The sequence below is a fragment of the Brevundimonas sp. genome (assembly GCF_035627475.1).
Taxonomy (GTDB): Bacteria; Pseudomonadota; Alphaproteobacteria; order Caulobacterales; family Caulobacteraceae; genus Brevundimonas.
This window is the reverse complement of record NZ_DASPLR010000010.1, coordinates 29,180-51,631: the sequence shown is the minus strand read 5'-3', so window position 1 is coordinate 51,631 and position 22,452 is coordinate 29,180. Positions and strand designations below refer to the sequence as shown.

The 22,452-nt window shown below is 70.3% G+C and carries 21 protein-coding genes and 1 tRNA gene; 10 read left to right on the top strand and 12 right to left on the bottom strand.

Annotated features, from left to right (window positions below; genetic code table 11):
• Window positions 1-320: 320 nt before the first annotated feature.
• The 6 genes from VEA62_RS02185 to VEA62_RS02160 form a co-directional block, all read right to left on the bottom strand.
• The gene (locus VEA62_RS02185; RefSeq protein ID WP_324817809.1) at window positions 321-1,292 is read right to left on the bottom strand and encodes a hypothetical protein; all 972 of its coding nucleotides are present in this window, start codon (window positions 1,290-1,292) and stop codon (window positions 321-323) included.
• The gene (locus tag VEA62_RS02180) at window positions 1,289-3,802 is read right to left on the bottom strand and encodes a fimbrial biogenesis outer membrane usher protein (RefSeq protein ID WP_324817806.1); all 2,514 of its coding nucleotides are present in this window, start codon (window positions 3,800-3,802) and stop codon (window positions 1,289-1,291) included. Before VEA62_RS02180 ends, VEA62_RS02185 begins: the two co-directional genes overlap by 4 nt.
• Window positions 3,768-4,520, bottom strand: coding sequence for a fimbria/pilus periplasmic chaperone (locus VEA62_RS02175; protein ID WP_324817805.1), 753 nt, complete (start codon window positions 4,518-4,520; stop codon window positions 3,768-3,770). Before VEA62_RS02175 ends, VEA62_RS02180 begins: the two co-directional genes overlap by 35 nt.
• 24 nt (window positions 4,521-4,544) lie before the next feature.
• Entirely contained in the window at window positions 4,545-5,129 is a 585-nt protein-coding gene (locus VEA62_RS02170; RefSeq protein ID WP_324817802.1) for a hypothetical protein, read from the bottom strand.
• A gap of 34 nt (window positions 5,130-5,163) precedes the next feature.
• A complete protein-coding gene (locus VEA62_RS02165) occupies window positions 5,164-5,763 on the bottom strand; it encodes a hypothetical protein (protein WP_324817800.1) in 600 nt (199 codons plus the stop codon).
• 505 nt (window positions 5,764-6,268) lie between these two features.
• A tRNA-Arg gene (locus tag VEA62_RS02160) sits at window positions 6,269-6,345 on the bottom strand.
• Window positions 6,346-6,538: 193 nt separating this feature from the next.
• Here VEA62_RS02160 and VEA62_RS02155 point away from each other — a divergent pair.
• Window positions 6,539-8,278: a gamma-glutamyltransferase family protein gene (locus VEA62_RS02155; RefSeq protein ID WP_324817798.1), complete on the top strand. Its 1,740-nt coding sequence runs from the start codon at window positions 6,539-6,541 to the stop codon at window positions 8,276-8,278.
• Here the strand turns inward: VEA62_RS02155 and VEA62_RS02150 are convergent, their stop codons facing one another.
• Together VEA62_RS02150 and VEA62_RS02145 are read right to left on the bottom strand one after the other, a co-directional pair.
• Window positions 8,279-9,154 carry a lipid A-modifier LpxR family protein gene (locus tag VEA62_RS02150; protein ID WP_324817796.1) on the bottom strand — a complete coding sequence of 292 codons (876 nt, stop codon included), beginning with the start codon at window positions 9,152-9,154 and terminating at the stop codon, window positions 8,279-8,281. It lies immediately after the preceding gene.
• Window positions 9,155-9,263: 109 nt separating this feature from the next.
• The gene (locus VEA62_RS02145; protein WP_324817794.1) at window positions 9,264-10,295 is read right to left on the bottom strand and encodes a 2'-deoxycytidine 5'-triphosphate deaminase; all 1,032 of its coding nucleotides are present in this window, start codon (window positions 10,293-10,295) and stop codon (window positions 9,264-9,266) included.
• Between the two features lie 81 nt (window positions 10,296-10,376).
• Here VEA62_RS02145 and apaG point away from each other — a divergent pair, with 81 nt between their 5' ends.
• Both apaG and VEA62_RS02135 read left to right on the top strand, forming a co-directional pair.
• Window positions 10,377-10,784 (top strand): Co2+/Mg2+ efflux protein ApaG, encoded by a 408-nt coding sequence (gene apaG, locus VEA62_RS02140; protein WP_324817791.1) that lies wholly within the window; start codon window positions 10,377-10,379, stop codon window positions 10,782-10,784.
• A 10-nt stretch (window positions 10,785-10,794) separates the two neighbouring features.
• Window positions 10,795-11,193 (top strand): VOC family protein, encoded by a 399-nt coding sequence (locus VEA62_RS02135; RefSeq protein ID WP_324817789.1) that lies wholly within the window; start codon window positions 10,795-10,797, stop codon window positions 11,191-11,193.
• 220 nt (window positions 11,194-11,413) lie between these two features.
• On the opposite strand, the gene VEA62_RS02130 is transcribed toward VEA62_RS02135, so the two are convergent.
• On the bottom strand, window positions 11,414-11,932 hold the full coding sequence (locus tag VEA62_RS02130; protein ID WP_168045880.1) for a GcrA family cell cycle regulator: 519 nt from the start codon (window positions 11,930-11,932) through the stop codon (window positions 11,414-11,416).
• 328 nt (window positions 11,933-12,260) lie between these two features.
• On the opposite strand from VEA62_RS02130, the gene VEA62_RS02125 reads away from it, so the two are divergent.
• A complete protein-coding gene (locus tag VEA62_RS02125) occupies window positions 12,261-13,082 on the top strand; it encodes an ABC transporter permease (protein WP_324817786.1) in 822 nt (273 codons plus the stop codon).
• A gap of 57 nt (window positions 13,083-13,139) precedes the next feature.
• On the opposite strand, the gene VEA62_RS02120 is transcribed toward VEA62_RS02125, so the two are convergent.
• Window positions 13,140-13,349, bottom strand: coding sequence for a hypothetical protein (locus tag VEA62_RS02120; protein ID WP_324817784.1), 210 nt, complete (start codon window positions 13,347-13,349; stop codon window positions 13,140-13,142).
• A gap of 136 nt (window positions 13,350-13,485) precedes the next feature.
• Between VEA62_RS02120 and VEA62_RS02115 the strand changes: the two genes are divergently transcribed.
• The 3 genes from VEA62_RS02115 to argF all read left to right on the top strand — a co-directional run bounded on the left by VEA62_RS02115 (window position 13,486) and on the right by argF (window position 16,646).
• Window positions 13,486-14,409: a M28 family metallopeptidase gene (locus VEA62_RS02115; RefSeq protein ID WP_324817781.1), complete on the top strand. Its 924-nt coding sequence runs from the start codon at window positions 13,486-13,488 to the stop codon at window positions 14,407-14,409.
• A gap of 123 nt (window positions 14,410-14,532) precedes the next feature.
• A complete protein-coding gene (locus VEA62_RS02110) occupies window positions 14,533-15,729 on the top strand; it encodes an aspartate aminotransferase family protein (protein ID WP_324817778.1) in 1,197 nt (398 codons plus the stop codon).
• Window positions 15,730-15,731: 2 nt separating this feature from the next.
• Window positions 15,732-16,646 (top strand): ornithine carbamoyltransferase, encoded by a 915-nt coding sequence (argF, locus tag VEA62_RS02105; RefSeq protein WP_414641789.1) that lies wholly within the window; start codon window positions 15,732-15,734, stop codon window positions 16,644-16,646.
• A 92-nt stretch (window positions 16,647-16,738) separates the two neighbouring features.
• Here the strand turns inward: argF and VEA62_RS02100 are convergent, their stop codons facing one another.
• Window positions 16,739-17,248: a pyridoxamine 5'-phosphate oxidase family protein gene (locus VEA62_RS02100; RefSeq protein WP_324817775.1), complete on the bottom strand. Its 510-nt coding sequence runs from the start codon at window positions 17,246-17,248 to the stop codon at window positions 16,739-16,741.
• Between the two features lie 60 nt (window positions 17,249-17,308).
• Window positions 17,309-17,518, bottom strand: a complete 210-nt coding sequence (locus VEA62_RS02095; protein WP_324817773.1) for a hypothetical protein — start codon at window positions 17,516-17,518, stop codon at window positions 17,309-17,311.
• 218 nt (window positions 17,519-17,736) lie between these two features.
• On the opposite strand from VEA62_RS02095, the gene VEA62_RS02090 reads away from it, so the two are divergent.
• From VEA62_RS02090 to VEA62_RS02080, 3 genes are all read left to right on the top strand, one after another.
• Entirely contained in the window at window positions 17,737-20,553 is a 2,817-nt protein-coding gene (locus VEA62_RS02090; RefSeq protein WP_324817770.1) for a hypothetical protein, read from the top strand.
• A gap of 119 nt (window positions 20,554-20,672) precedes the next feature.
• The gene (locus VEA62_RS02085) at window positions 20,673-21,596 is read left to right on the top strand and encodes a sulfite exporter TauE/SafE family protein (RefSeq protein WP_324817768.1); all 924 of its coding nucleotides are present in this window, start codon (window positions 20,673-20,675) and stop codon (window positions 21,594-21,596) included.
• Window positions 21,593-22,402: a TIGR02186 family protein gene (locus VEA62_RS02080; RefSeq protein ID WP_324817766.1), complete on the top strand. Its 810-nt coding sequence runs from the start codon at window positions 21,593-21,595 to the stop codon at window positions 22,400-22,402. Before VEA62_RS02085 ends, VEA62_RS02080 begins: the two co-directional genes overlap by 4 nt.
• The last annotated feature ends 50 nt before the right edge of the window (window positions 22,403-22,452 follow it).

Below are 22,452 nucleotides of genomic sequence, written 5' to 3'. Positions count from 1 at the left end.
CTACTGGGGCCCGGGCAGCTCTATGAAGCACTCCGTGCGCGGGGTGGTGCGGGTTGAGGTTTTTCTAAGCGACAACAGCGGCTCCTGACTCTTTGCTGCCGTTCACGATGTCCGCTTGGGGCCACTTGCCGGATTGCCGCCTATGACCGGGTTTGACTCACCCCGATCCAGCGCGAGGGCTCCCGGTGCAGCTTCCAGCACGGCGATAGTTCGCGCTGGTCCGTGAAGCCTCCTGCATAGGTCCAACAGCTTCAGGGGGGCGCCTCCCGCGCAACGTACGCCGGGACTCGTTGCCTGCGCAAACAGCCCTGCCGGCCAAGTCAGCCGCAAGTGGCGAGTGGTCCGCCGTGGTGGGCGGCGAGGGGGGTGACGGTCACGATCAGCGTGTCGCGGTAGTCCGGGGATGCGACCTTGTCCTCGCCCCCTTCCTGCAGTCTGACGGAGAGGGGAAGATTGCGGCCAGCCAGCCCGGATCGGCGGCATTCCGCCCGCAGCGCAGTGCTCTGCCCCGCGCCCGCCGCCTGACCGTTGAAGCTGACCATATAGCTGATCCGCTGGCGTGGATCGTCGGGGTCACCGCCCGCAGGGGCCATGCGGTATTGATTGTTGGAGGCGATGCTGACGCGGTAGGGCCCGGAACTGGCGACCCGAATGGCCCCGGTCCGCACTTGCGCCGACGCCTGAAGGTCAGTCATGCCTCCGATGTCGCCGAAGTCGAGCGGCGGGCCGGCGTAGCTGGCCTGCAGCGCACTAGCCACCTCGATCTGCACGGTGACGGCGCCCTGCGCCAGGCGGGGGGTGGTGACGGACCGCAGTCCGCTCTGGCCCTCACACACATAGATCATGTCGAACGAGATGGTCTCTCCCGCCGGCAGGTCGACGCCCGGGGGTACGCTGACCGTCAGCAGGATCGAGGCGGTGTCGGGCTGGCCTCCTCCGCCGAAGTCGTGGGCGACGATGCCGAAGTCTGCCCCCGCGAACGCAAGGCGGGGGGCGTAGAAGATCGAATGGGTGATGTCCCAGCCGCGGTAGCGGATCTCCAGCGGGGTCTGCACGGCGGGCTCGACGAGGAAGAACCTGACCGACCGCGTGAATCCCTCGCCCCTGTGGCGATGAAGGTTCAGGGAGATCGACACATCGTCCAGCCCTGTGGGCGAGAAGGGGTTGTAGGTCCCCACGGCCGCCGCCGTGCTGCCGCTGACCCCGCAGAAGCCGCTCTGGGCCGCCGCGGGAGTGGCCAGGATCGCCGCGGCGAGCGACAGCGCGGCCGCCCAACAGGCTCGGAAGGTCATGGCGTTTCCATTTCCAGAGGGCGAATCTCGCCCGATTCGAGGACATCCGCGCCCACGGGAATGTCGAGGCGATAGACGGTTGTCTGCTCGGTCCGCATTTCCACGAGCCATTGCCCTGGCCGCAGGCCGGACAACGAGAAGCGGCCCGCGGTGTTTGTGAACACCGTCAGTCTCCGTTGGGGGTGATCGATCTCGAAGGCCTCACCGGCCAGGAGGGAGATCGGCTTTCCGGCTTCGTCCACCAGCCGGCCCGTCACCGTCACATGATAGTCCGAGCCCGCCTGAAGCAGGTATCCTGCACGATACGGGGGCAGAACCCTGTAGGCTCCGGGTCCGAGGTCGAGATCCATTGGCGCGTCAGGCGCGGAGATGGCCACGCTGCGTTCGGACCAGGCGGTGAGGTTGGGCTTCAGCGCCGGCCCTAGCCAACCCGTTGCGGCTGTGTAGCCGCCTGACGTGGGATCGACCTGCACCTGCGCGCCCAAGAGACTGGGGTGGGCCCGCACGATCGCGAACCCGTCCTGGATGGGCCGACCAACAGCGAATGTCCCGTCGGCGAAAGCCAGCGCCGTCGCCAGCCGGAGCGTCGTCCGGCCGTCTGTGGACGAGCCGGAATCGCGGTCGAAGCTGTTGTACTGGGTGACGCCGACCTCGGCCCGGTTGGCGATATAGTACGCCGCTCCGTTGATGCCGAAGGCGGCGGCGCTCCGCTGCAGCTCGATCTCGCCGTTGTAGGCGCCGACCCCTTCGCCGGCGCTCGTCTGGTAGGCAATCCGGCTGACGTCGAAGACCCCGTCATGGACCGCGCGTACGCTGGAGCGCGGGCCGAGCCTTACGGTCAGGGCCACACGCACGGCCGTCTCGTCGCCAACGGTCGGGGCATTGAACTGCCGGACGGCCTCCGCCGTCAGGTCCAGGCGCCGGCCCAGTCGCCAGCCAAGGTTGGCGCGGATCGAAAACGGATCGGGGCCCGGGTCCGCAGGCACGGCATACTGCAGGTCGGCGCCGGCATAGAAGGCGTTGCCGAAGCTGTGACCATAGCCGGCGGCGAAGCGTCGGCGAAGGGGATGATCACCCGGCCTGCCGCCGGGAACGGCGAAGTCCACGCTCCATGCCTCGGCGGTGAGGCTGAGCAAGCCGCCGTGCCCGTCCGCACCCGCGGTCTCCCTCTGGAAGCTCGCTACCCCGGCGAAGCCCCGGCCGCTCTCCTGATCGGAGACCGCCAGGTGCCCGGCCAGCACCCCCAGGGGCGACGACCAGACCGCCTCCGCGCCCAGCAGCCAGGCTCCGGACTCAGCCTGAACGTTGGCGCCGACCGTCAGGTGCTCGGTAAGCCCGCGACGGTAGAAGGCGGTCAGGCCCCAAGCGTCGCTGTAGACCGGACCCGCGCTGCCCATCGGGGCCTTCACGCCCGCCCAGAAACCAAACTCGCTGAGGCCCGGAGCGAGCTGCGACTGGTCGAAGAACAGGTTGAACCGCAACACTTCACGCCGGCCGGCGTCATCGACGATGACGATCCGCACATCGTTGGCCCCCTGGGCGGCGGGAAAGTCGCCAAGATCGTAGGGGCCCGGCTCCAGCTGAATCCTGCGGATGAGTTGGCCGTTGACGTGAATCTCGACCATGGACGGCCGCTGCAGGACGAAGCTCTCCCGCCCGGTGGGCCGCACCGTCTCGAACGGCCTCAGTTCGCCGTAAGAACGGGTGATCGACAGGCCGGCCAGCGGCGGAGACGCCTGGAAGCCGCGGGGCGCCGGCTGAAGGTCTCCCGCGGTCCAGCGCACGATCGAATCGATGTCGTCATAGACCAGCCGGCTCCCGAGACGCTGGACATCGGGGCCCGCGCCGGACGGCCGCCAGACGGCGTCCGATTCCAGCACGACGCCGCGCGCTCGCATCGCCCCTTCCAGCAACACCACCGGCGCCTGCAGGCCCGAGTCCGGGCCGCGGTTGACGTGGTCGACGGCGGCGCGGACGTTCAGGTAGCTGCTCAGCGAGGCCGGCCTTTCGAATTCTCCGGCCGGCGCCCTGGAGACGCCCCCGACGCTGAGGCTCCGCGCGGCTCGCAGGGCGGCCGGAACCCGCACCTCCAGAGACAGGAGTTCGGGGCGGTAGACGAGTTCCATGTCGAGGCCGACGAGCTTGCCCGGCGCGAGCGCCGATTGGCCGGTGAGGCTCGTACGGAGAGCGTCGGACGTGGTCCTGTCGACGAGCGGCTCCAGCAGTTCGAGAAGCCGCCCGGTTGGAATGCTGATGACGTCGTCCGCCGAGACCCACAGTTCGATGTCGCCCAGATAGACGTCGTCCAGCGTCAGCGGAGCGGTCAGCCGGATCGGGCGGCCCGCGGGGTTCAGCCGGGTGACTTGGGCGGGGGCCGGCGCGTCCAGCGGCTGAACCTGGGCCGCGGCGGTTTCGCCGAGGCAGAGTGCGATGGCCGCGGTCGTCGCGCTTCCCCAGAGGCGCCGACGGCCGCGGTCAGGACCGCGGCTCGGGGTGGAAGCGGGCTTCAAGCGTTCCTCCCTCCGCCGGCAGCGCCATGGGCAGGGTGAAGATGCGGGTGCCCTCCCCACCCACCAGACCGTATCCGACGGTCTGCTGGATCTCGGGGCCGGAGAATTCCCGCCGCAGGGTTTCCCGGCCGCTGCTGTCGCGCTGGACGACGGTCAGCCGTCCCCGGGACAGATAGCCGTGCACGGGCGAAGAGTTCGAAACTGTAACCACCGGCGCGGGACGGCCCTCCGCGTCGCGGCCGACACCAGCCTCGACCACCTTGAGGTCCGCCTCTCCGACGCGCGGTGCGACGCTGACCAGAACCTGGAGATTGTAGAGCACCTGGACCCCGGTCTGTTCGCGGCCCAGCTGGACCGGCAGTTGAGCCGCCGTGACGTAGTAGTGGCGGCTCCGGGCCAAGCCCGGCTCACCAACATACTGGACCCGGAAGGTCTGGCTCTGGCCTGGCTGGATCATGGCCTGTGCCGGGAACACCAGCAGGTCATCGGTCGTGACGCCATTGCCGCGAGCCCCCTGCAGGCCGAGGTCGATGCCTTCAGTCCGCATCTCAACCGGGATGGGGTGGTCGCGCGTGTTCTGGACCACGATCGTCTGGGTGGCGGCCCGGCCGCCCGGCCGCAGGTCAATGACGACCGGGCTGAGGGACATCGCGATCGAGACTGCGGGAAGGACGACGGCCGCGAAGGCGGCGATAGCGGCGATCACAGGTCTGGACATGGGATTTCCTCCGTGACCTGGCGGTCAGTCCGGTGAGATCTGCAACGTGACCGTCGCCTGGTACGTTCCCGGCACCAGCAGGCTCGGCGCCGCGTGCTCCGGTGTCAGATCGAAGACGCGGATCTCGAGGTTTCCCGGGACGAAGGCGAAGGTGCTGTTGACGGCCAGCGGCGTGGCGGCGGGCGCTGCCGCGGCCGTGGTGTAGTTCACGGTGGAATGCCCGCCCGTCGCCAGCGCGATCGCGGCCTCGACCGTGTAGTCGATGTCGTTTGAGCTGGTCGCCAGCGCAGGGGCGGCGGCATTGCTGAGGCGGGTCGCGCTAAGCGACAGGTTGGCCGCGGAACCGGTGCACCCGATTTGCATGGCCACCGTGCCCGCCGGAGACCCCGTGGTCGAGTTCGCCAGGCCGGTGCGGATCTGGCCGTCCTGTCCGGCGAGTTCACCAAGTGCGATCGACCCCGTGACGGTGGTCGAACCGTCCAGCGCGCCGCACCGCGGAGCGACGAAGCCGGTGACGTTGACCTGCGCGGACGCTGTCTGGGCGGCCGCGGGGAGCGAGGCGGAGGCCGCGAGCAGGGCGGTCGTGAGGGCGAGGGAGAGGGGTTTCATCGTGGATTCCTTGTGAAGCAGCGCGAGGGGGGTGTCAGCTGGAGGGGCTGAGGGTGAGGACGAGGGAGTCGGCATAGTCGGACGACGCCATGAGAGGCGTTGGACCCGATGCAGGCGGCGCCGAGAGCTGCAGGTAGGACCCGGGCTCCTTCAGGCTGATGTCGGGCAGGCTAAGACCTTGGGTCGAGGACGCCGGGCCGCGCAGCGCGCAGGCGGTGGTGGCGGCGCTGGTCAAGGCGGAGGCGGCGCAGCTCGCCGAGACGCTCACCCCCCGGGAGCCCACCGCGTGGACCGTGATCATGTAGTCGAGCGATGCGCCGTATCCGGCCGGGGGCACATCGGGCGCCCGCAGCGCGCCGTTCCGGGATTGGACCGCTAGTCGCACGGGTGAGTTGCACGACAGGGTGAAAGGGAGGGTGTGTGAGAAACCGGCTGCGATATCGCCGACATCCACGTCAGCGGCGGGCGACCCCGCATTCGCGAAGCCGCAGTGGCCGCTGACGGACGCCGTGACCGGAAGGATCAGGGTCAGCTGATCTCGCGCGCCGCCGTAGACGGCGGTCTCCTGCGCCCCCGCCGTCGCGGAGACCGCTGAAGCGAGAAACAGGGCGGTGATTGCAAGACTCTTACGCATCGCTACTGTCCCGACCGCCTTGGCGGGCCCAAGACTTCAGGACAGGATGAATAGGCAGGCCGCCCGAGGCGCGATATTCGGGGTTTCTCCCGATGGGGGAATTACGGAGCTCTGAGCCTGGCAGACGCTGAAGTCGGCGCGGCTAGCTCTGTTTCGTGCCGGTGGACGTTTGAGGGTAACGATTAATCGAGGCCAACTGATCAACGGTCAGGGCAGGCATCCGTATTCGGTCGGCCGCGACGTCGTGTCGACGAAGGTTCGAATGTCAGCCTTCCGGCGGCGGGCAAATGTCCGCTGCTGGCGCGAAGGCGACGTCTTGGAGGTGGCGTTCAGCAAGATGGTGACCCGCCTCGACACCGCTCCGATCGGGTCGAAGATGGGCAAGCGGCGCCCGGATGTGCCCCGAAACATGCTCGTGGTAGATTATTATTCCTCCAGTCTGGGTCCCATACGGGTCCCAGAGCCACCTGCCAGATGGAGCTTCGACAGCAAGTGTTTGAAAAAATGGCGCGCCCGGAACGATTCGAACGTCCGACCCTCAGATTCGTAGTCTGATGCTCTATCCAGCTGAGCTACGGGCGCGCTTGGCCGCGAACGGCGAGGGCGGGTATCTAGCCGGGAAGGGGCGGGGGGGCAAGACCCGGTTGGCGGCTTTCCTGCGGTGATTTCGCGACCGGGGGTTTCGCCGCCGCGCCGGGCGCGCCAAGTTGCGGGTCTCCCCCGTTCCCGCCCGCCCGGACCCTTCATGCGCCCACGCCCGCCGTCCCTCCCTGTCATGGCTTTCCGGTCCCTGGTCGCTCTCGCCGCAGGGGCGAGCCTGGTCCTGACGGGATGCGCGGCCGGGCCCGATGTGGCGGCCCCTCCCGCCGCGCCCGTGGCGGCGACGGCGCCTCCAGCGCGCGGGCCGTTCGTGGCGGCGGCCAATCCCCACGCCGTCGAGGCGGGGCTGGCGGTGCTGCGCCGCGGCGGCTCGGCGGTCGACGCCGCCGTGGCCGTCCAGGCGGTGCTCGGCCTGGTCGAGCCGCAGTCCTCGGGCCTCGGCGGCGGGGCCTTCATGATGCTGTACGACGCCTCGACCGGCGAGGTGACCAGCTACGACGGCCGCGAGACCGCCCCGGCCGCGGCGACGCCGGAGCTGTTCTACGAGAATGGCCGGCCGCTGGCGTTCGGCGAGGCGGTGCTGAGCGGCCGCTCGACCGGGGTTCCCGGAGCCGTGGCCCTGCTGGCCATGGCCCAGGCCGGGCGCGGCCGGCTGGCGTGGAGCGACCTGTTCGGCGACGCGGAGCGGCTGGCGCGCGACGGCTTCGTGGTCAGTCCACGTCTGGCGAACTATATCGCCGGCCGCTCCGGCCAGGCGCGGACGCGCTGGGCCGAGGCCTATTTCACCAAGCCGGACGGCAGCCGCTACGTCGCCGGCGATGTGCTCAGCAACCCCGCCTACGCCCGGACGCTGGCGGAGATCGCGGCGGGCGGCGCCGACGCCTTCTACCGCGGGCGGATCGCGCGCGAGATCGTCTCGACCGTCGGCGAGGAGCCGCGTCCGGGAGGGCTGACCGAGGCCGACCTCGCCCGCTACGAGCCGCTCGAGCGCGGCGCCCTGTGCCGGCCCTACCGGATCTACGTCGTCTGCGTTCCGCCGCCGCCGTCCAGCGGGGTGGCCGTGCTGCAGTTGCTGGCCATGGCCGAGCTGACCCCCGACGTCGCCGAAGGGCCGGACAGCGCCGACGCCTGGACGGCCTTCGCCCAGCTGCAGCGGCTGATGTACGCCGACCGGGACCGCTACGTCGCCGATCCGGCCTTCGTCGGCGTGCCGGTGCAGGGGCTGCTGGACCCGAACTATGTGGCGGCGCGCGCCGCCCAGGCGCCGACCCTGGTCGGGGCCGCCGAGCCGGGCTTTCCGCCGGGGGGCGTCTTCGCGGGCCCCGACGCGACGCTGGAGCCGGCCGGCACCTCCCATTTCGTCGTCGTCGACGCGGCAGGGAACGCGGTCAGCATGACGACGACGGTCGAGAGCGTGTTCGGCTCGGGCCGGATGGCCGCGGGCTTCTTCCTCAACAACCAGCTGACGGACTTCTCGTTCGAGCCGCTGCGGTCCGATGGCGGGCCGGCCGCCAATGCCGTGGCTCCGGGCAAGCGGCCGCGCTCGTCGATGTCGCCGATCATCATCCTCGACCGCGAGGGCCGGCTGGTCGGCGCGCTCGGTTCGCCGGGCGGGTCGTCGATCCTGGCCTACAACGCCAAGGCCCTGATCGCGGTGCTCGACTGGGAGATGCCGATGGCCGAGGCCTTCGCCCTGCCCAATCTGGTCGCCAAGGGGGACGGGTTCGGCGCCGACACCGACCGCTTCCCGGCCGGCCTGCGGGAGGCCCTCGCGGCCCGCGGCGTCCAGATGCGCCCCAACGCCAGCGAGAACTCCGGCCTCCATGGCGCGATCTGGCGCCGGGGAGCGGACGGAACCTGGCGCTGGGACGGGGCCGCCGACGACCGCCGCGAGGGGGCGGCGCGGACGGAGTGACTATTCCGGCTTGATCGACAGCTGGAACGCCAGCAGCCCTTCCGACACGTCGGTGTCGACGCCGTTGCCGGCGCGCAGGCCCTCGGCCTCGATCTCGCGATAGACCAGACCGATCGAGCTGTGCACCGGCCCGCGCCGCAGGGCCACGCCCAGCGAGGCGTCGCCGAGGAAGGCCCCGGAGTCATGGCTGACTCCCGAGCGGACATAGTCGCCGTCGCGGTTCCGGGCCCAGTTGTAGCCCACCGCCCGACCCGATCCGGCGGCGTAGACGTACCAGCGCGCCCGCTCTCCGAAGGCATCCCCGCCGTCGGGCGCCAGGCGGTCGAGATCGCGGCCGATCCTCAGGGTGGCGCCGGCCTCGGTCACGTCGCCGCGGCTGCCGACGCCGACGCCGACATGCGGCGAGAGGGTGACGTCGAGCCCGTTTTCGGTCTGGCCCAGCGTCTCGGTCCAGCCGCGCGTGTAGGTCAGGTCGTAGTGTTCGGCGTCATAGGCCGCCGGATCCAGCGGCCCGGGCGGCAGGGGCGACCCGTCGGCGCGGCGGATGCGGCCCTCGGTGCGCAGGCGCAGCCGGTCGCTGTAGGCCTGTCCTTCGTACCAGATGTCCCGGTTGGAGGCGGCCCATGTCGAGGAGACGTTCCGGGCCGGGTCGTAGCCGATCCAGCCCTCGCCGCCCGCGAGGGCGCGGTCGCCGGATTCGAAACGCGCGTCGCGATCGAGGCGGGTCAGAAGGTCCGAGACGGTGACGGGAGGCTGGCGTTCGACCCGCCAGGGATTGGCGATCGCGCTCTGGGGGGCGGGCGATTCCATGGCGAAGCCGGGGGCCGCGCAGGCCGCCAACGCCACCACTCCCGCACTGAACGCCACAAGACGCATCAACGGTCCCCTCAGTCCGTTAACGTCCCCAACCCTGCACGATCAAAGCCGGAACGCCAACTGACATTTTCCTGTCCGTCGAACGTCCTCCGTGTGGCGCGGTTCCGGATCAGCTCCAGGCGCGGAAATGCTTGGACAGCTTCAGGCCCTGGCTCTGGTAATGGCTGCCGCCCTCGCCATAGAGGCGCGAGGGTCGCTCGGTCAGCGGCTCATAGACCAGCCGGGCCACGATCTGCCCGTGCTCCAGCAGGAAGGGCGTGTCGTGGGTACGCACCTCCAGCACCCCCTTCGAGCCCGCTCCATGCGCCTCGTCGGTGCCGAAACCCGGATCGAAGAAGCCGGCGTAATGGACCCGGAACTCGCCCACCGACGGATCGATCGGCGTCATCTCGGCGGCCTGCATGACCGGAATCTCGACCGCCTCATTGGAGGCCAGGATGTAGAATTCGCCCGGGTCCAGCAGCAGTTCGCCGCGCCGCACCAGCAGCGGCTCCCAGAAGTCGCGCGGGTCGTGGCCGTCGATGCGGTCCAGATCGACCACCCCCGCATGCCGCCGGCCGCGGAAGCCGACGATGGCGCCGTCCGCACCCTCGAGGTCGACGCCGACGCTGCGGGTCTCCAGCTTGGGCGGCTCTCCGGCCTTGAGCCGCAGCTGGTTCAGCCGCGTCCCCGGTCGCACCAGGATCGAGAAGGTCTGCGGCGCGATCTCCAGATACAGCGGCCCGTCATAGCCCTCGTCGACGTCGTCGAAACTGGCTCCCCGGTCGGTCAGCAGCCGCACGAAGACATCGACGCGCCCGGTCGAGCTCTTCGGATTGGCCCGCGCGATCAGCCCCTTCGGCAGGCTCAGCCGCTCCTGCAGCCGGGCGATGTAGACGCAGCCCTTCTCCATCACATAGCCGGCCGACAGGTCGATGGTGTGCATGGCCACGTCGGCGATCCGGTCCACGACCTTGCGCTGGCCCGGCAGGAAGGAGGCCCGCACGCGCCACGCCTGGTCCGACAGCCGAAGGTCGAGGCTGGCCGGCTGCACCTGGTCGGCGTCGAACGGCGTCTCCGGGACGATCGCCCCGCCGGCGATCAGGGCCTCGATGGATTGCGACGGCAGGATGCCGGGAAGGGAGGTCGAAAAGCTCTGCATCGCTTCCGATTACACGATTCCGCGCCGGGTCGCCCCCGTCGTTCCGCTTGACCTGAGGCCCGCAACAGCGACCATGGCGGCATGCACGACACGCCCGCCTATGAAGCCGAGACCGAGGGCGTCGTCGTTCGCGTCCGCCCCAGTTATCTGGCGGGCCAGTCGGATCCCGACGGCGGCCGCTGGGTCTGGGCCTACCAGGTCGAGATCGTCAACCTGACCGCCACGCCGATCCAGCTGATGGCCCGCCGCTGGGTCATCACCGATGGTCAGGGCCGGGTCGAGGAGGTCCGCGGGGCCGGCGTCGTCGGCGAACAGCCGGTGATCAAGCCGGGCGAAAGCTACACCTACGCCTCCGGCTGCCCGCTCGGCACCCCGACCGGCTCTATGGTCGGCGGCTATTACATGACGGATACGAGCGGCCGCTCGTTCGAGGCCGCCATCCCCGCCTTCAGCCTGGATGTGCCGGGCGAGCGGCGGGTGCTGAACTAGGGAGCAATTCATGACCGCCGCCCTGCCGGACGGAACCGAGTCCGTGCGCCCGTTTCTGCCCACCCGGGACTTCGACGTCAGTCGCGCCTTCTATCAGGCGCTCGGCTTCGAGATGCTGCTGGATGGCGAGGTGGCCATCTTCCGCGCCGGCGCGGCCGGGCATGGCTTCATTCTGCAGCGCTACTACCAGACGGAGTGGGCCGGGAACTCGATGCTCCAGCTGATGGTCGACGACCTGGACGCCTGGTGGGTCCATCTGCAGAGACTGGACCTTCCCGGCCGCTTCGGGGTGCAGCCGCCGAAGGCGCCGGCGCTCCAGCCCTGGGGGCTTCGTGTCGCCTACGTCTATGACCCGGCCGGGGTCCTCTGGCACGTCTGCCAGCGGCGGCCGGGCGTTGAATGGGATTGAAGCGTCCGGGGGAGAGGGGGCTGCGTCAACCCGGAGAACCGCAGCCCCGCCCCGGGCTCACCGCCGCCGGCGGGGCGGCGGGAGACGGACGGCGGCTCCTCTAGGAGCCATTCGTGTCGGTCGTTCGACCGAAAAGCGACGGGTGCGCGAAACTGTGTCCGCGCACCCGAAATCCGCGCTCAGGCAGCGAGCCGCCGCGCGGCGAGCGTTAGCGCCCCTGCTAGATGTATCGACGGAGCGAGCGGGCCAGCTCCGAGGCGCCGTCCTTGCCGCCCTTGCGGACCTGCGGCTGATAGGCGACGCGGGCGTGCTCGACGCAGTAGACGCCTTCCGACGAGCGGCGGCCGCAGAAGCTGAACTCGTTCGAGGACGGGTCGCCGATCGGCCATTTGCACATGTGGGCGCCGAGGGTCATGACCGTGGCGGTGCCGGGCAGGTCGGGCATCGGCGCGGGGACCGAGGCCTGGACCGGGCGCGGCTGCACCGCCTCGATGCGGCGCGGGGCCGACGGCGCCTGGGTCGGCTGGGCCGCCGGGCGGGGACGCGACGGGCGGAAGGTGGCGCGGGCCGGCTGCGAGGGGGCGGCCCGGCCGGACAGGCCGAGGCGGTGCACCTTGCCGATGACGGCGTTGCGGGTGACGCCGCCGCCCAGCTGTTTGGCGATCTGGCTCGCCGACTGGCCTTCCAGCCAGAGCTTCTTCAGCGCGCCGACGCGGTCTTCAGTCCAGCCTGCGGTCATAGCCACCCTCCGGGGTCTCGGATTCAATATATGGGGTCGACAGGTCCCTCCCGGGCTCTCGACCTACCACTAATCGTAAACGAGGCCCTAACGGACGCAAGATGTGCGAATCAGTCCGTCCACAGAAACCAGATGTAGGGATGGTTAACGGGGAGGCAGGCAGTAGGCGGCAGGGGTCAGGGCGGGGCCGACGTCCGGCCCATCCGCAGCGAGACGCCGGGGGCGGTGGCCTTCCGGTCGCCTACCACCTACTGCCTACTGCCTACTGCCTGCTGCCTTCCTCCCCGCCCCCTTGCGCACCCGCCCCCGCCAGCGCATCTCCGCCCCCATGACCGATCTCGCCTCGACCCGCCCTTCCGGCCTTCCGCAGCCGCGCCGCTACGACGGGGTCAACTGGATCGGGGTGAAGACCCTGTACCTGCGCGAGGTCCGGCGCTTCTGGAAGGTCGGAGCCCAGACGGTCGCCGCGCCGGTGGTGACGACCCTGCTCTACATGCTGGTCTTCGTCGTCGCCCTTCAGGGCGCCCGGCCGCCTCTGCACGGTACGCCCTTCGCCGAATTCGTCGCCCCCGGACTCATCATGATGGCGGTGCTGAACAACGCCTTCGCCAACGCCTCGTCCAGCCTGATCCAGGCCAAGATCATGGGCACGTCGACGGATTTCCTGACCCCGCCGCTCAGCCCCCTGGAACTGACCATCGGCTTCGCCCTCGGCGCCGCCACCCGCGGCATCGTGGTCGGCCTGGTCACCGCCATCTGCGTCCTGCCCTTCGCCCGGCTCGGCGTCGCCAACCTCGCGGCCATCGTCTGGTTCAGCCTGACGGCGTCGCTGCTGATGGGCATGATCGGGGTCTTCGCGGGCCTCTGGGCCGAGAAGTTCGACCAGCTCGCCGCCGTTCAGAACTTTCTGATCATGCCGATGACCTTCCTCAGCGGCACCTTCTACCTCGTCGACAACCTGCCCGAGCCGTTCGCCACGATCAGCCACTTCAACCCGATCTTCTATCTGATCGACGGTTTCCGTTACGGCTTCATCGGCCAGGCCGAGAGCGTCCTGTGGATCGGCGTGGCGATGAGCGCGGCCCTGACCATGGGCATGGCCGTCGCCTGCTGGCTGGTGTTCCGCTCGGGCTGGCGGCTGAAGAGCTAGTCCGGACCGACGGTCCGCCTATCCCCCCCTTCGCGGGGATGGGCGGTTGGGGGGCGACTACGCGTTGTGACGGCCCCGGTCGTCCGGATCCACCGCCCCGCCGGGCCCGGCGTTGTTCTCGACATCGCCCTCGACGGTGCTGTCGCCCTCGATCTCGTCCAGCCCGTCGCGCCGGTTCAGGCCGGCCGACTGGCCGATGCCCGGATTGCGCTTCAGGTCGTCCGGCCCCTTCACGGGCTGATGCTGCGGGTCGGGATGATTGGACATGGCGAACTCCTTCCGTCCCGGGTCAACCGGCCGCCCGCCGACGGGTTCCGGCGCCCGACCGGCGGGTGACCGCGTTTTAAGGTGCGCCGCCGCGGCGGGCGCGCTAGCCATGGCGCCACGTCTTTCAGGGGGTTCCATGCTGTTCCGTAGTCTCGCCGCCGCCGCGGCCCTTCTCGCCGTCGCCGCGCCCGCCGCTGCACAGGATATCGACCTCCGCGCCCAGGTCGCCGCCTATGTCCAGCCGTCCAACGAGGCCCGGACCCGGGTCGTGGTCGACCAGCTGCGAGCCGCCGGTTTCGAGCCGTCGATCGAGACCTTCGCCGGCGGCAACCGCCAGACCGGCGAGATGGAAGGCCGCAACGTCGTCGTGACGGTGGGCGACGGCCCGCGCGAGATTCTGCTCACCGCCCATTATGACGCGGTCGTGCTCCGCGACGGGACGATGTCTCAGGGCGTGGTCGACAACGCCGCCTCGGTGGTCGGGGTCATCGAGGCCGCGAAGATCCTGCGCTCGAAGAATCTGAACCACCGCGTCCGCATCATCCTGTTCGACCAGGAGGAGCTGGGCCTGATCGGCGCGCGTAAATGGATCGAGGCGCATGGCCTCGCCAATGTCGCCGCGGTCGTGAACTCCGACGTCGCCGGCTATGGCGACACCATGATGTACGGCCTCAACAACGGCGCCCAGTCGGCCGGCGTCACCCGCGCCGTGCGCGAGGTCTGCGCCGAGCGGGCCATGCACTGCGTCGGCTTCCCGGTCTATCCGCCCTCCGACGACCGCGCCTTCTCGGGCGCCGGGCTGGGCGGCGGAACGGCCCCGGCTGCGGTCGTCCCCACCGTCTCGCTCGGCTTCCAGGATCACGTCGGCGCCCACCAGATGTGGCTGGCCTTCAACGGCGGCGAGAGCAACGGCCTGGCCGAGGGTTTCGTCCCGCGCGTCTTCCAGCTGATCCACTCGGCCGACGACACCATGGAGCAGATCGACCCCGCCACGGTGAAGGCCGCGGGGGAGGTTTATGCGGCCCTGGTCGAGCGGCTGGACGGGCAGCTCTCGCACTGACCGCCGTGGCGAGCGGGGCGGTGTTGACTAACCCCGTCCCCCGTCCGACAAGGCCTGACCCTTTTTCAAGCGGTCCCGACGCCTTTCGCGCCGGGGCCGTCTCGCTTTTGGAGGTCCGTTCCCGTGTCCACTGAACATCTGATGGGTGTCTACAACCGCGCGCCGCTGGAGGTGGATCGCGGGCAGGGCGCGCGTCTGTGGGCGAAGGACGGGACCGAATACCTCGACTGCGTCATGGGCATCTCGACCAACGCCCTCGGTCACGCCCATCCGGTGCTGGTCCAGGCGGTCAAGGACCAGGCCGAGAAGCTCTGGCACGTCTCCAACATCTTCAAGATCCCCGGCCAGGAAGCCCTCGCCGACGCCCTGTGCGAAAAATCCTTCGCCGACGTCGTCTTCTTCACCAACTCCGGCACGGAAGCCGTCGAGTGCGCCCTGAAGACGGCGCGCAAGTACCACTCGGCCAACGGCCAGCCCGAGCGGATCGACATCTACGGCTTCGACGGCTCCTTCCACGGCCGCACCTATGGCGCGATCAACGCCGCCGCCAACCCCAGCTACACCAACGGCTTCGGTCCGCCGATGGAGGGCTTCCACCAGCTGGTCTGGGGCGACCGCGAGGCGCTGGAGGCGGCCTTCCGCAACCCGAACACCGCCGCCGTCATCCTCGAACCGGTGCAGGGCGAGGGCGGTTGCCGCGCCACCCCCGACGAGGACCTGCGCTGGATGCGCGACCTGGCCGACGAGACCGGCGTTCTGATCATCTTCGACGAGGTCCAGTGCGGCATGGGCCGGACCGGCAAGCTGTGGGCCCACGAATGGGCCGGCATGACGCCCGACATCATGGCCATCGCCAAGGCGCTCGGCGGCGGCTTCCCGATCGGCGCCTGCCTCGCCACCACGAAGGCGGCCTCCGGCATGACCGTCGGCGTGCACGGCTCGACCTTCGGCGGCAATCCGCTGGCCATGGCGGTCGGCCAGGCCGCATTCGCCGAGATCTCGAAGCCCGAGACCCTGGCCCACGTCAACGAGATCGCCGGCTATCTGAAGCAGCAGCTGCACGGCCTGGCCCAGCGCTTTCCCGACGTGATCGTCGAGGTGCGCGGCAAGGGCCTGCTGATGGGGATGAAGCTGATCCCCAACAACCGCGAATTCATGGGCTGGGCGCGCGACGAGGCCCGCCTGCTGGTCGCCGGCGGCGGCGACAATCTGGTCCGCATCCTGCCCCCGCTCAATCTGACGCTCGAGGAGGCGCGCGAGGCGGTCGAACGCCTGGAGCGCACCTGCGAATTCGCCCGCGGCAAGCTGGCGGCGGCCTGATCATGGTCCGCCATTTCCTCGACCTGCACCGTCTCGAAGCAGAGGATCTGCGCGCCATCCTGGACGACGCCCACGCTCGCAAGGCGGCCCGCAAGGGCTGGCCCAGGGGCCGGGTCGACGCCGACGCCCCGGCGAAGGACCGGGTGCTGGCGATGATCTTCGAGAAGAACTCGACCCGCACCCGCTTCAGCTTCGACGCCGCCATCCGCCAGCTGGGCGGGGCCTCGATCATCGCCAACGCCGGCGACATGCAACTGGGCCGCGGCGAGCCGGTCGAGGACACCGCGCGGGTCCTGTCGCGCATGGTCGACGCCGTGATGATCCGCGCCAACGACCACGAGGACGTGGAACGCTTCGCCCGCGTCGCCACCGTGCCGGTGATCAACGGCCTGACCGACCGCTCCCACCCGTGCCAGATCCTCGCCGACCTGATGACCATCGAGGAGCATCGCGGCCCGGTCGCCGGCAAGACCATCGCCTGGGTCGGCGACGGCAACAACGTCTGCCACAGCTTCATGCATGCGGCGCCGAAGCTGGGCTTTCACCTGAATGTGGCCTGCCCGGCCGACTACCATCCCGATCTGCACGACCTGGCCAAGGGCGGAAACCACGTCACCCTGACCGGCGATCCGCACGAGGCGGTGGCCGGCGCCGACGTCGTCGTCACCGACACCTGGGTGTCGATGGGCGACCAGGACTACGAGGCCCGGCTCGAGGCCTTCGAGGGCTACGGCGTCGACGACGGCCTGATGAACGCCGCCGCCTCCGACGCGGTCTTCCTGCACTGCCTGCCCGCCCACCGCGGCGAGGAAGTCACCGACGCCGTCATCGACGGCCCCCGCTCCCTCGTCTGGGACGAAGCCGAAAACCGCATCCACGCCCAGAAGGCCGTGCTGGCCTGGTGCTTCGCGGGATAGGCAACAGGCATCAGGCAGCAGGCGGCTGACGCCGGTCGCCGACCCGCCTGCACTTCCTGTTGCCTGTTGCCTGTTGCCTGTTGCCTGCCGCCTCAGTTCAAATTCACATCCGCCACCCCGCCCGCGTCCGGCAGGGTCTTCGTCACATTGGCCCTGGCGATCTCGTAGGCGAATTTGAAGAAGCCGCCCTCGTTGATCCAGACCCGCCCGTCGTCGGCGTCGAACCTCAGGATGGTCAGCTTCCGGTCGTCCTTGCCGTCCGGGTACCAGGCGGCCAGCACCGGGTTCCAGTAGCGGTCGATGATCTCCCGGTCGTGGCCGTGCACCGACAGCTGGCCGTGAATGCAGGCCCAGACGTTCTGGTCCTTCGAGCCGTAGTGGAACATGGCGCTCTGCCCCGCGCCGACGGCGGCGTCCTTCGCCAGATCGGTGTCGTCGCGGGTGAAGAACCAGATCGTCCCCGTCTCCTCGTCGCGGAAGGCGGTCATCGGCTGGGCGTGATAGCCGGGCTGGTCGAGGCCGAGCATGCCGGTGTTGGACGTCTTCAGGCTGTCCCAGAAGGCCTCTTCGGCTTCGGCGGCGGTCAAGGTCTTGTCGGCCATGGCGGGGTCTCCTGATCTTGCTGGGTCGATCAGAAAGGCTTGCGGACCCGGGCGGTTCCCCTAGCGCGGCGGCGGCTGCGGCATGCCCAGCAGGGCGGCGAGGTGGACGATCAGCAGGAAGGTCGCGGCCGCCGCCAGGATCATGATCAGCCGCCACGGGGCCATGCGGACTCCCAGGTGCGGCTGCGACGGGCGCGCGCCCCGCCAGCCGGCGAAGACCATCAGGGCGACGGCGGCGGCGAGCAGGGCGACGGTGACGGTCAGACTCATCCGCGCCAAGTGGCCCGCCGCGGGCGCGCGGACAAGGCGCCTGAGTCCTTTCCGACACGTTAATCTTCACGAGGCGTTAACGGCTCCGGCGCGAGACTTTCCGCCGGTGTAAGGGCTTTCCACAGGAAGATGGTCTGCCCCTACATCTTGGGGTTAACGCGCGTTTACACCCCTGATCTGGATGAGTAGCCTTGAGTCAAAGGTCGGGAGGCGAATCAGTGAGCGCAGCCGCGCCGTGGAGCGTAAAGGGCATCGAGCCCCGGGCGCGTGAGATCGCCAAGGACCTCGCCCGCCGCTCCGGCATGACGCTGGGCGAGTGGCTGAACACCATGATCATGGAGGATGGCGACGACGAGGAGGGCGTGGTGCCCCTGTCGCGCCGGGCCCATGCCGCCGAAAGCTTCGACCGCCGCTCGCGCAGCCGCCGGGTCGACGACGCCTACGGCGGCGGCGACGAGCCGTGGCAGCGGCTGAGCGCCTCGATCGACGCCATCGCCGCCCGCCTCGAGGCCGCCGAGCGCCGCTCGACCGTCGCCATCCAGGGCGTCGACCAGGCCGTCTCCGGCCTCGTCCGCCGTCTCGACGGCCAGGAGGAGGTCGACCGCTCCTACGCAAGGCGCATCGACGACATCTCCGAGGAGCTGCGCGAGGGTCACCGCCGCCTGCGCAAATTCGAGCAGGAGGTGGGCCCGAAGACGGCCGAGACCTTCGGCAAGGTAGAAACCACCCTCGGCGCGCTCGCCGGGCGGCTCTACGACATCGAGGAGCGCCAGCGCGGCAGCGTCAACGAACTGCGCCAGCGCATGGACGCGGTCGAGAAGGTCGCCGGCCCCGGCGTCGGCGCCGATCTGCTGGCCCAGGTCGGGCAGCGGCTCGACCAGGCCCAGGGCCGCACCACCGAGGCCCTGCGCGGCCTCGAACGCTCCTTCGCCGATCTGGACCAGCGGCTGCGCGCCGCCGAGGCCCGCGTCGAGCCCGAGGGCGCCCGCGAGGCCGCCCGGTTCGAAAAACTGGCCGAGACGCTGAGCCGCCAGGTCGAGGCCAACCGCGCCGAGATGATGCGCCGCATGGACACGGCCGAGACCGAAGGCCGCATGGACCGCATCGAGCGCGCCGTCCTCGCCATCGGCGATCAGGTCAAGGCCTCCGAGGAACGCTCCGCCCGCGCCGTCGAGGCGATGGGCCGCGAGGTCCTGCGCATCGCCCAGAACCTCAACGGCCGCGTCGGCCAGATCGAGGCGGACGCCCCCGCGCGCCTGGCGCAACTGGGCGAGACCCTGACCCGCAAGGTCGAGAGCGACATGGGCCGCTTCGCCCAGGGGCTGGAACAGCGCCTCGTCGCCGCCGACGACCGCCACGCCATCGCCCTGGAGAAGCTGGGCGGCGAGATCACCCGCATATCCGACCGGCTGAGCGAGCGGATCGCCCAGTCCGAGCGCCGCTCCCAGCAGGCCCTGGAAGACATCGGCCGCCGCCTCGTCGACAGCTCCAGCCGCATCGAGCAGCACTACGACCGCGCCTCGGGCGAGCTGGCCGAGCGCATGCGGCTTTCGGAAGAGCGCACCGCCGCCCTGATCGCCGAGGCCCGCCAGAACATCGGCCGTCGCGCCGAACCGGCGCCGGCTTCCGGCCTGGCGCAGCCTGACTGGCGCGCCGCGGCCTTCCCGGACGCCGCCTTCCCCGACGCCCCCTTCTCCGACGCCGGGTTCGACGATCCGGTGTACGCCGAGCAGCAGGCCTGGTCCGCCGATCTGGCCCCGCCCGATCTCGAGCCCGAGCCCCGCCCGCGCACCGCCGGCGAGACCCTGACCGCCGACACCGTCTTCGACGCGGTGATGCGCGGCCCCGTCGCCGAATCCGCCCCGTCCGCGCCGTTCGGCAGCCGCGCTCCGGAGCCGTCCTTCGCCGAGGAAGTCGGGCCCGCTCCCCAGGTCCAGGCCCAGCCCCAGGCCCAGCCCCCGGCCCAGCCGCAGACCTTCGCCCATCCCCCCGCGGCGGCGGCGCCGTCGTCGTTCGGACAGGGCTTCGGCGGCGCCGACGTCTCGGATGCGCTGGCGGCCACCGCGCCCCAGGCCTTCGACGCCGGCCAGGACGAGTTCGCGGCCGAGACCGATTTCGTCGATCCCCGCGCGCTGCGGGCCGCGGCCGCGCAGGGCCGCGCCTCCTCGACGCGCCAGGCCATCGACGCCGCCCGCGCCGCCATGACGGCTCCGGAGGAGGCGGCGCCCCGCTCCGGCTTCGGCCTCAAGCGCGGCGGCAAGTCGAAGCTGCAGGAGCGGCTCGACAAACAGGCCTCCAAGGGCGGCGACACGGTTCGCAAGGCGCTCGGCGCCTCCGCGGTGGCCGTGCTGCTGACCGCCGGCGGGGCCTACGCCTTCGGGGAACTGACGGGCGCCGGGCTGACCGTGCCGGGGCTGGGCGGTCCGGGCGGCGACGCCGACGTCCAGCCCATCGCGGCGCTGGCGGCGACGCCGATGGACGCCACCCCGCTGGATCCGGAGCGGGGCGCCGAGCTCTACCGGCAGGCGGTCGAGCGGCTCGACGCCGATGACGCGGCCGGCGTCGATCTGCTGAAGCAGGCGGCCGGCCTCGGCCATACGCCGGCGCAACTGCATCTGGCCGGCCTCTATCAGGAAGGCGGCAAGGGTCTGGCGGCCAGTCCGCGCGAGGCCCGGGTGTGGGCCCGCCGGGCGGCGGACAGCGGCGACGCGCGCGGCATGCACGCCTATGGCATGTACCTGTTCGACGGGGTCGGCGGGGCCCAGGACCGGGGCGAGGCCCTGACCTGGCTGCGCAAGGCGGCCGAGAGCGGTCTGGTCGACAGCCAGTTCAACGTCGCCAAACTGTACGAGACCGGCGACGAAGGCATCCAGCCGGACCTGTCCGAAGCGTACAAATGGTACCTGATCGCGGCGCGGGCCGGCGACGGCGACGCCCAGGCGGCGGTCGAGCGGCTGCGGGCCGCCATGCCGGCCTCGGAGCGCGGTTCGGCGCGGGCGGCGGCGGACGCCTTCCAGGTCGAGCCGCTCACCTGAGGCGGGCATCGCCTGACCTTTCTGGCGCATGCGGTGGCGGTGGCCGCCGCATGAGTCTAGGACAGTTTCACCGTCGCCTTTCCGGCGCCTAGCCTCAGTTCCAGCCGAAGGCGCGTCCTTTGGATATCTATCTGCCGATCGCCGAGGTTTCGGTGAACTGGCCGCTCCTGGTCCTGCTGGGAGCGACGGTCGGATTCGTGTCCGGGCTGTTCGGCATCGGCGGCGGCTTCCTGATGGCCCCGATCCTGATCTTCCTCGGCATTCCCCCGGCCGTGGCCGTGGCCAGCCAGGCCAGCCACGTCGTGGCCTCCTCGACCTCCGGCGTGATCAGCTACACCAGCCAGAAGGCCGTCGACTACCGCATCGGCGGGGTCATGGCGGCGGGCGGCGTTCTCGGGGCCCTGGCCGGCGTCGAACTGTTCCGCTACCTGCGCCTGCTTGGACAGGCGGACCTGGTCGTCGCCCTGTCCTACCTGCTCTTTCTCGGCGCCATCGGCACCCTGATGCTGTACGAAAGCCTCGGCCAGATCCTTCGCCGGATCCGGGGCGAGGTCGTGCCGCACAAGGACCGCCGACGCCCCCTCTGGCTGTACGGCCTGCCCCTGAGGATGCGCTTCCCGCGCTCGGGCCTGTACATCAGCGCCATCCCGCCGTTCGCCCTGGGCGCCTTCGCCGGCGTGCTGTCGGCGATCATGGGCGTGGGCGGCGGCTTCATCCTCGTGCCCGCCATGCTCTATGTGCTGCGGATGAAGGCGAGCGTGGTGGTGGGCACCAGCCTGTTCCAGATCATCATCACCACCGCCATGACGACCATCCTGCAGGCGGGACGCAACCAGACGGTCGATATCGTCCTGTCGACCATCCTGCTGCTCGGCGGCGTGGTCGGGGCCCAGTACGGCGCCCGCTGGTCCGGCCGGTTCCGCGCCGAGGAACTGCGGGCGGTGCTCGGTCTGATCGTGCTGCTGGTCGGCATCCAGATGGGGCTCGAGCTGTTCGTGCGTCCGTCGGACCTGTTCGCCTTCGCGCCCGGGGTGGCGCAATGATCGCCGCCCTGCCGCCCCCGCCGCCGGCCGTGGAGGCGCCCGCGCCCGAGCGCTCGGCCGGCACCACCCGGCAGGTCCGGGTCGCCGCCGCCATGACCGACGCCCGCATCCGGGTCGACTCCAGTTTCAGCGGCGCCTCCATCGTGCTGTACGGCGCCGTCTTCAATCCGACCGATGCGCCCACCGACGTGGTCGTCGTCGTGCGCGGACCGGACGCGCCCGTCCGCCTCGTCAAGAAGACCCGCAACATGGGCGTCTGGCTGAACAGCCGTCCCGTGCTGTTCGAGGGCGCCCCGGGCTTCTACCTGACCGCCTCGACGCGGCCGCTGGGGGACATCGCCGACTTCGGCCAGCTCAGGCGGCTCGGCGTCGGCGTCGATCACCTGCGCATCAACGCGCCGCAGGAGAGCCGCACCGTGACCCGCTACGGCGTGCGCGACGTCGTCGTCAGCCGCCTTGGCGAGGACTATCTCGACTGGCGCCGCGCGGTCATCCGCCTGCGTGAGGCGGCGGCCCTGTACGACACCGATTCAGACGGCGTCGAGTTCGTGGACAAGGGCCTGTTCCGGGCCGTGATCGACCTGCCCGCGGTGGCCCCGACCGGCCAGTATTCCGCCGAGGTCTGGCTGTTTCAGGACGGCGAGCCCGTGTCGGTCTCCAACCTGACCCTGACGGTCGAGAAGGTCGGCTTCGAACGCGACATCTTCGAGTTCGCCCACAATCGTCCGTGGACCTACGGGGTGCTGTGCGTGCTGCTGGCGGCGTTCACGGGATTGGTCGCCAGCCGGGTTTTCCGTCGCGACTGAGTTAACCACCTTGCCGGGGAACCTGATCGGCCGGGCCCTGCTTATGCTCA

What these genes read in the sequence shown, in the direction of transcription:
- VEA62_RS02155 (WP_324817798.1), top strand. Translation starts at nt 6,539, where the DNA reads ATGGCTTTCCGGTCCCTGGTCGCTCTCGCCGCAGGGGCGAGCCTGGTC.
- VEA62_RS02080 (WP_324817766.1), top strand. Translation starts at nt 21,593, where the DNA reads ATGATCGCCGCCCTGCCGCCCCCGCCGCCGGCCGTGGAGGCGCCCGCG.
- VEA62_RS02175 (WP_324817805.1), bottom strand. Translation starts at nt 4,520, where the DNA reads ATGTCCAGACCTGTGATCGCCGCTATCGCCGCCTTCGCGGCCGTCGTC.
- VEA62_RS02115 (WP_324817781.1), top strand. Translation starts at nt 13,486, where the DNA reads ATGCTGTTCCGTAGTCTCGCCGCCGCCGCGGCCCTTCTCGCCGTCGCC.
- VEA62_RS02125 (WP_324817786.1), top strand. Translation starts at nt 12,261, where the DNA reads ATGACCGATCTCGCCTCGACCCGCCCTTCCGGCCTTCCGCAGCCGCGC.
- VEA62_RS02145 (WP_324817794.1), bottom strand. Translation starts at nt 10,295, where the DNA reads ATGCAGAGCTTTTCGACCTCCCTTCCCGGCATCCTGCCGTCGCAATCC.
- VEA62_RS02100 (WP_324817775.1), bottom strand. Translation starts at nt 17,248, where the DNA reads ATGGCCGACAAGACCTTGACCGCCGCCGAAGCCGAAGAGGCCTTCTGG.
- apaG (WP_324817791.1), top strand. Translation starts at nt 10,377, where the DNA reads ATGCACGACACGCCCGCCTATGAAGCCGAGACCGAGGGCGTCGTCGTT.
- VEA62_RS02150 (WP_324817796.1), bottom strand. Translation starts at nt 9,154, where the DNA reads ATGCGTCTTGTGGCGTTCAGTGCGGGAGTGGTGGCGTTGGCGGCCTGC.
- VEA62_RS02095 (WP_324817773.1), bottom strand. Translation starts at nt 17,518, where the DNA reads ATGAGTCTGACCGTCACCGTCGCCCTGCTCGCCGCCGCCGTCGCCCTG.
- VEA62_RS02185 (WP_324817809.1), bottom strand. Translation starts at nt 1,292, where the DNA reads ATGACCTTCCGAGCCTGTTGGGCGGCCGCGCTGTCGCTCGCCGCGGCG.
- argF (WP_414641789.1), top strand. Translation starts at nt 15,732, where the DNA reads ATGGTCCGCCATTTCCTCGACCTGCACCGTCTCGAAGCAGAGGATCTG.
- VEA62_RS02170 (WP_324817802.1), bottom strand. Translation starts at nt 5,129, where the DNA reads ATGAAACCCCTCTCCCTCGCCCTCACGACCGCCCTGCTCGCGGCCTCC.
- VEA62_RS02165 (WP_324817800.1), bottom strand. Translation starts at nt 5,763, where the DNA reads ATGCGTAAGAGTCTTGCAATCACCGCCCTGTTTCTCGCTTCAGCGGTC.
- VEA62_RS02130 (WP_168045880.1), bottom strand. Translation starts at nt 11,932, where the DNA reads ATGACCGCAGGCTGGACTGAAGACCGCGTCGGCGCGCTGAAGAAGCTC.
- VEA62_RS02120 (WP_324817784.1), bottom strand. Translation starts at nt 13,349, where the DNA reads ATGTCCAATCATCCCGACCCGCAGCATCAGCCCGTGAAGGGGCCGGAC.
- VEA62_RS02135 (WP_324817789.1), top strand. Translation starts at nt 10,795, where the DNA reads ATGACCGCCGCCCTGCCGGACGGAACCGAGTCCGTGCGCCCGTTTCTG.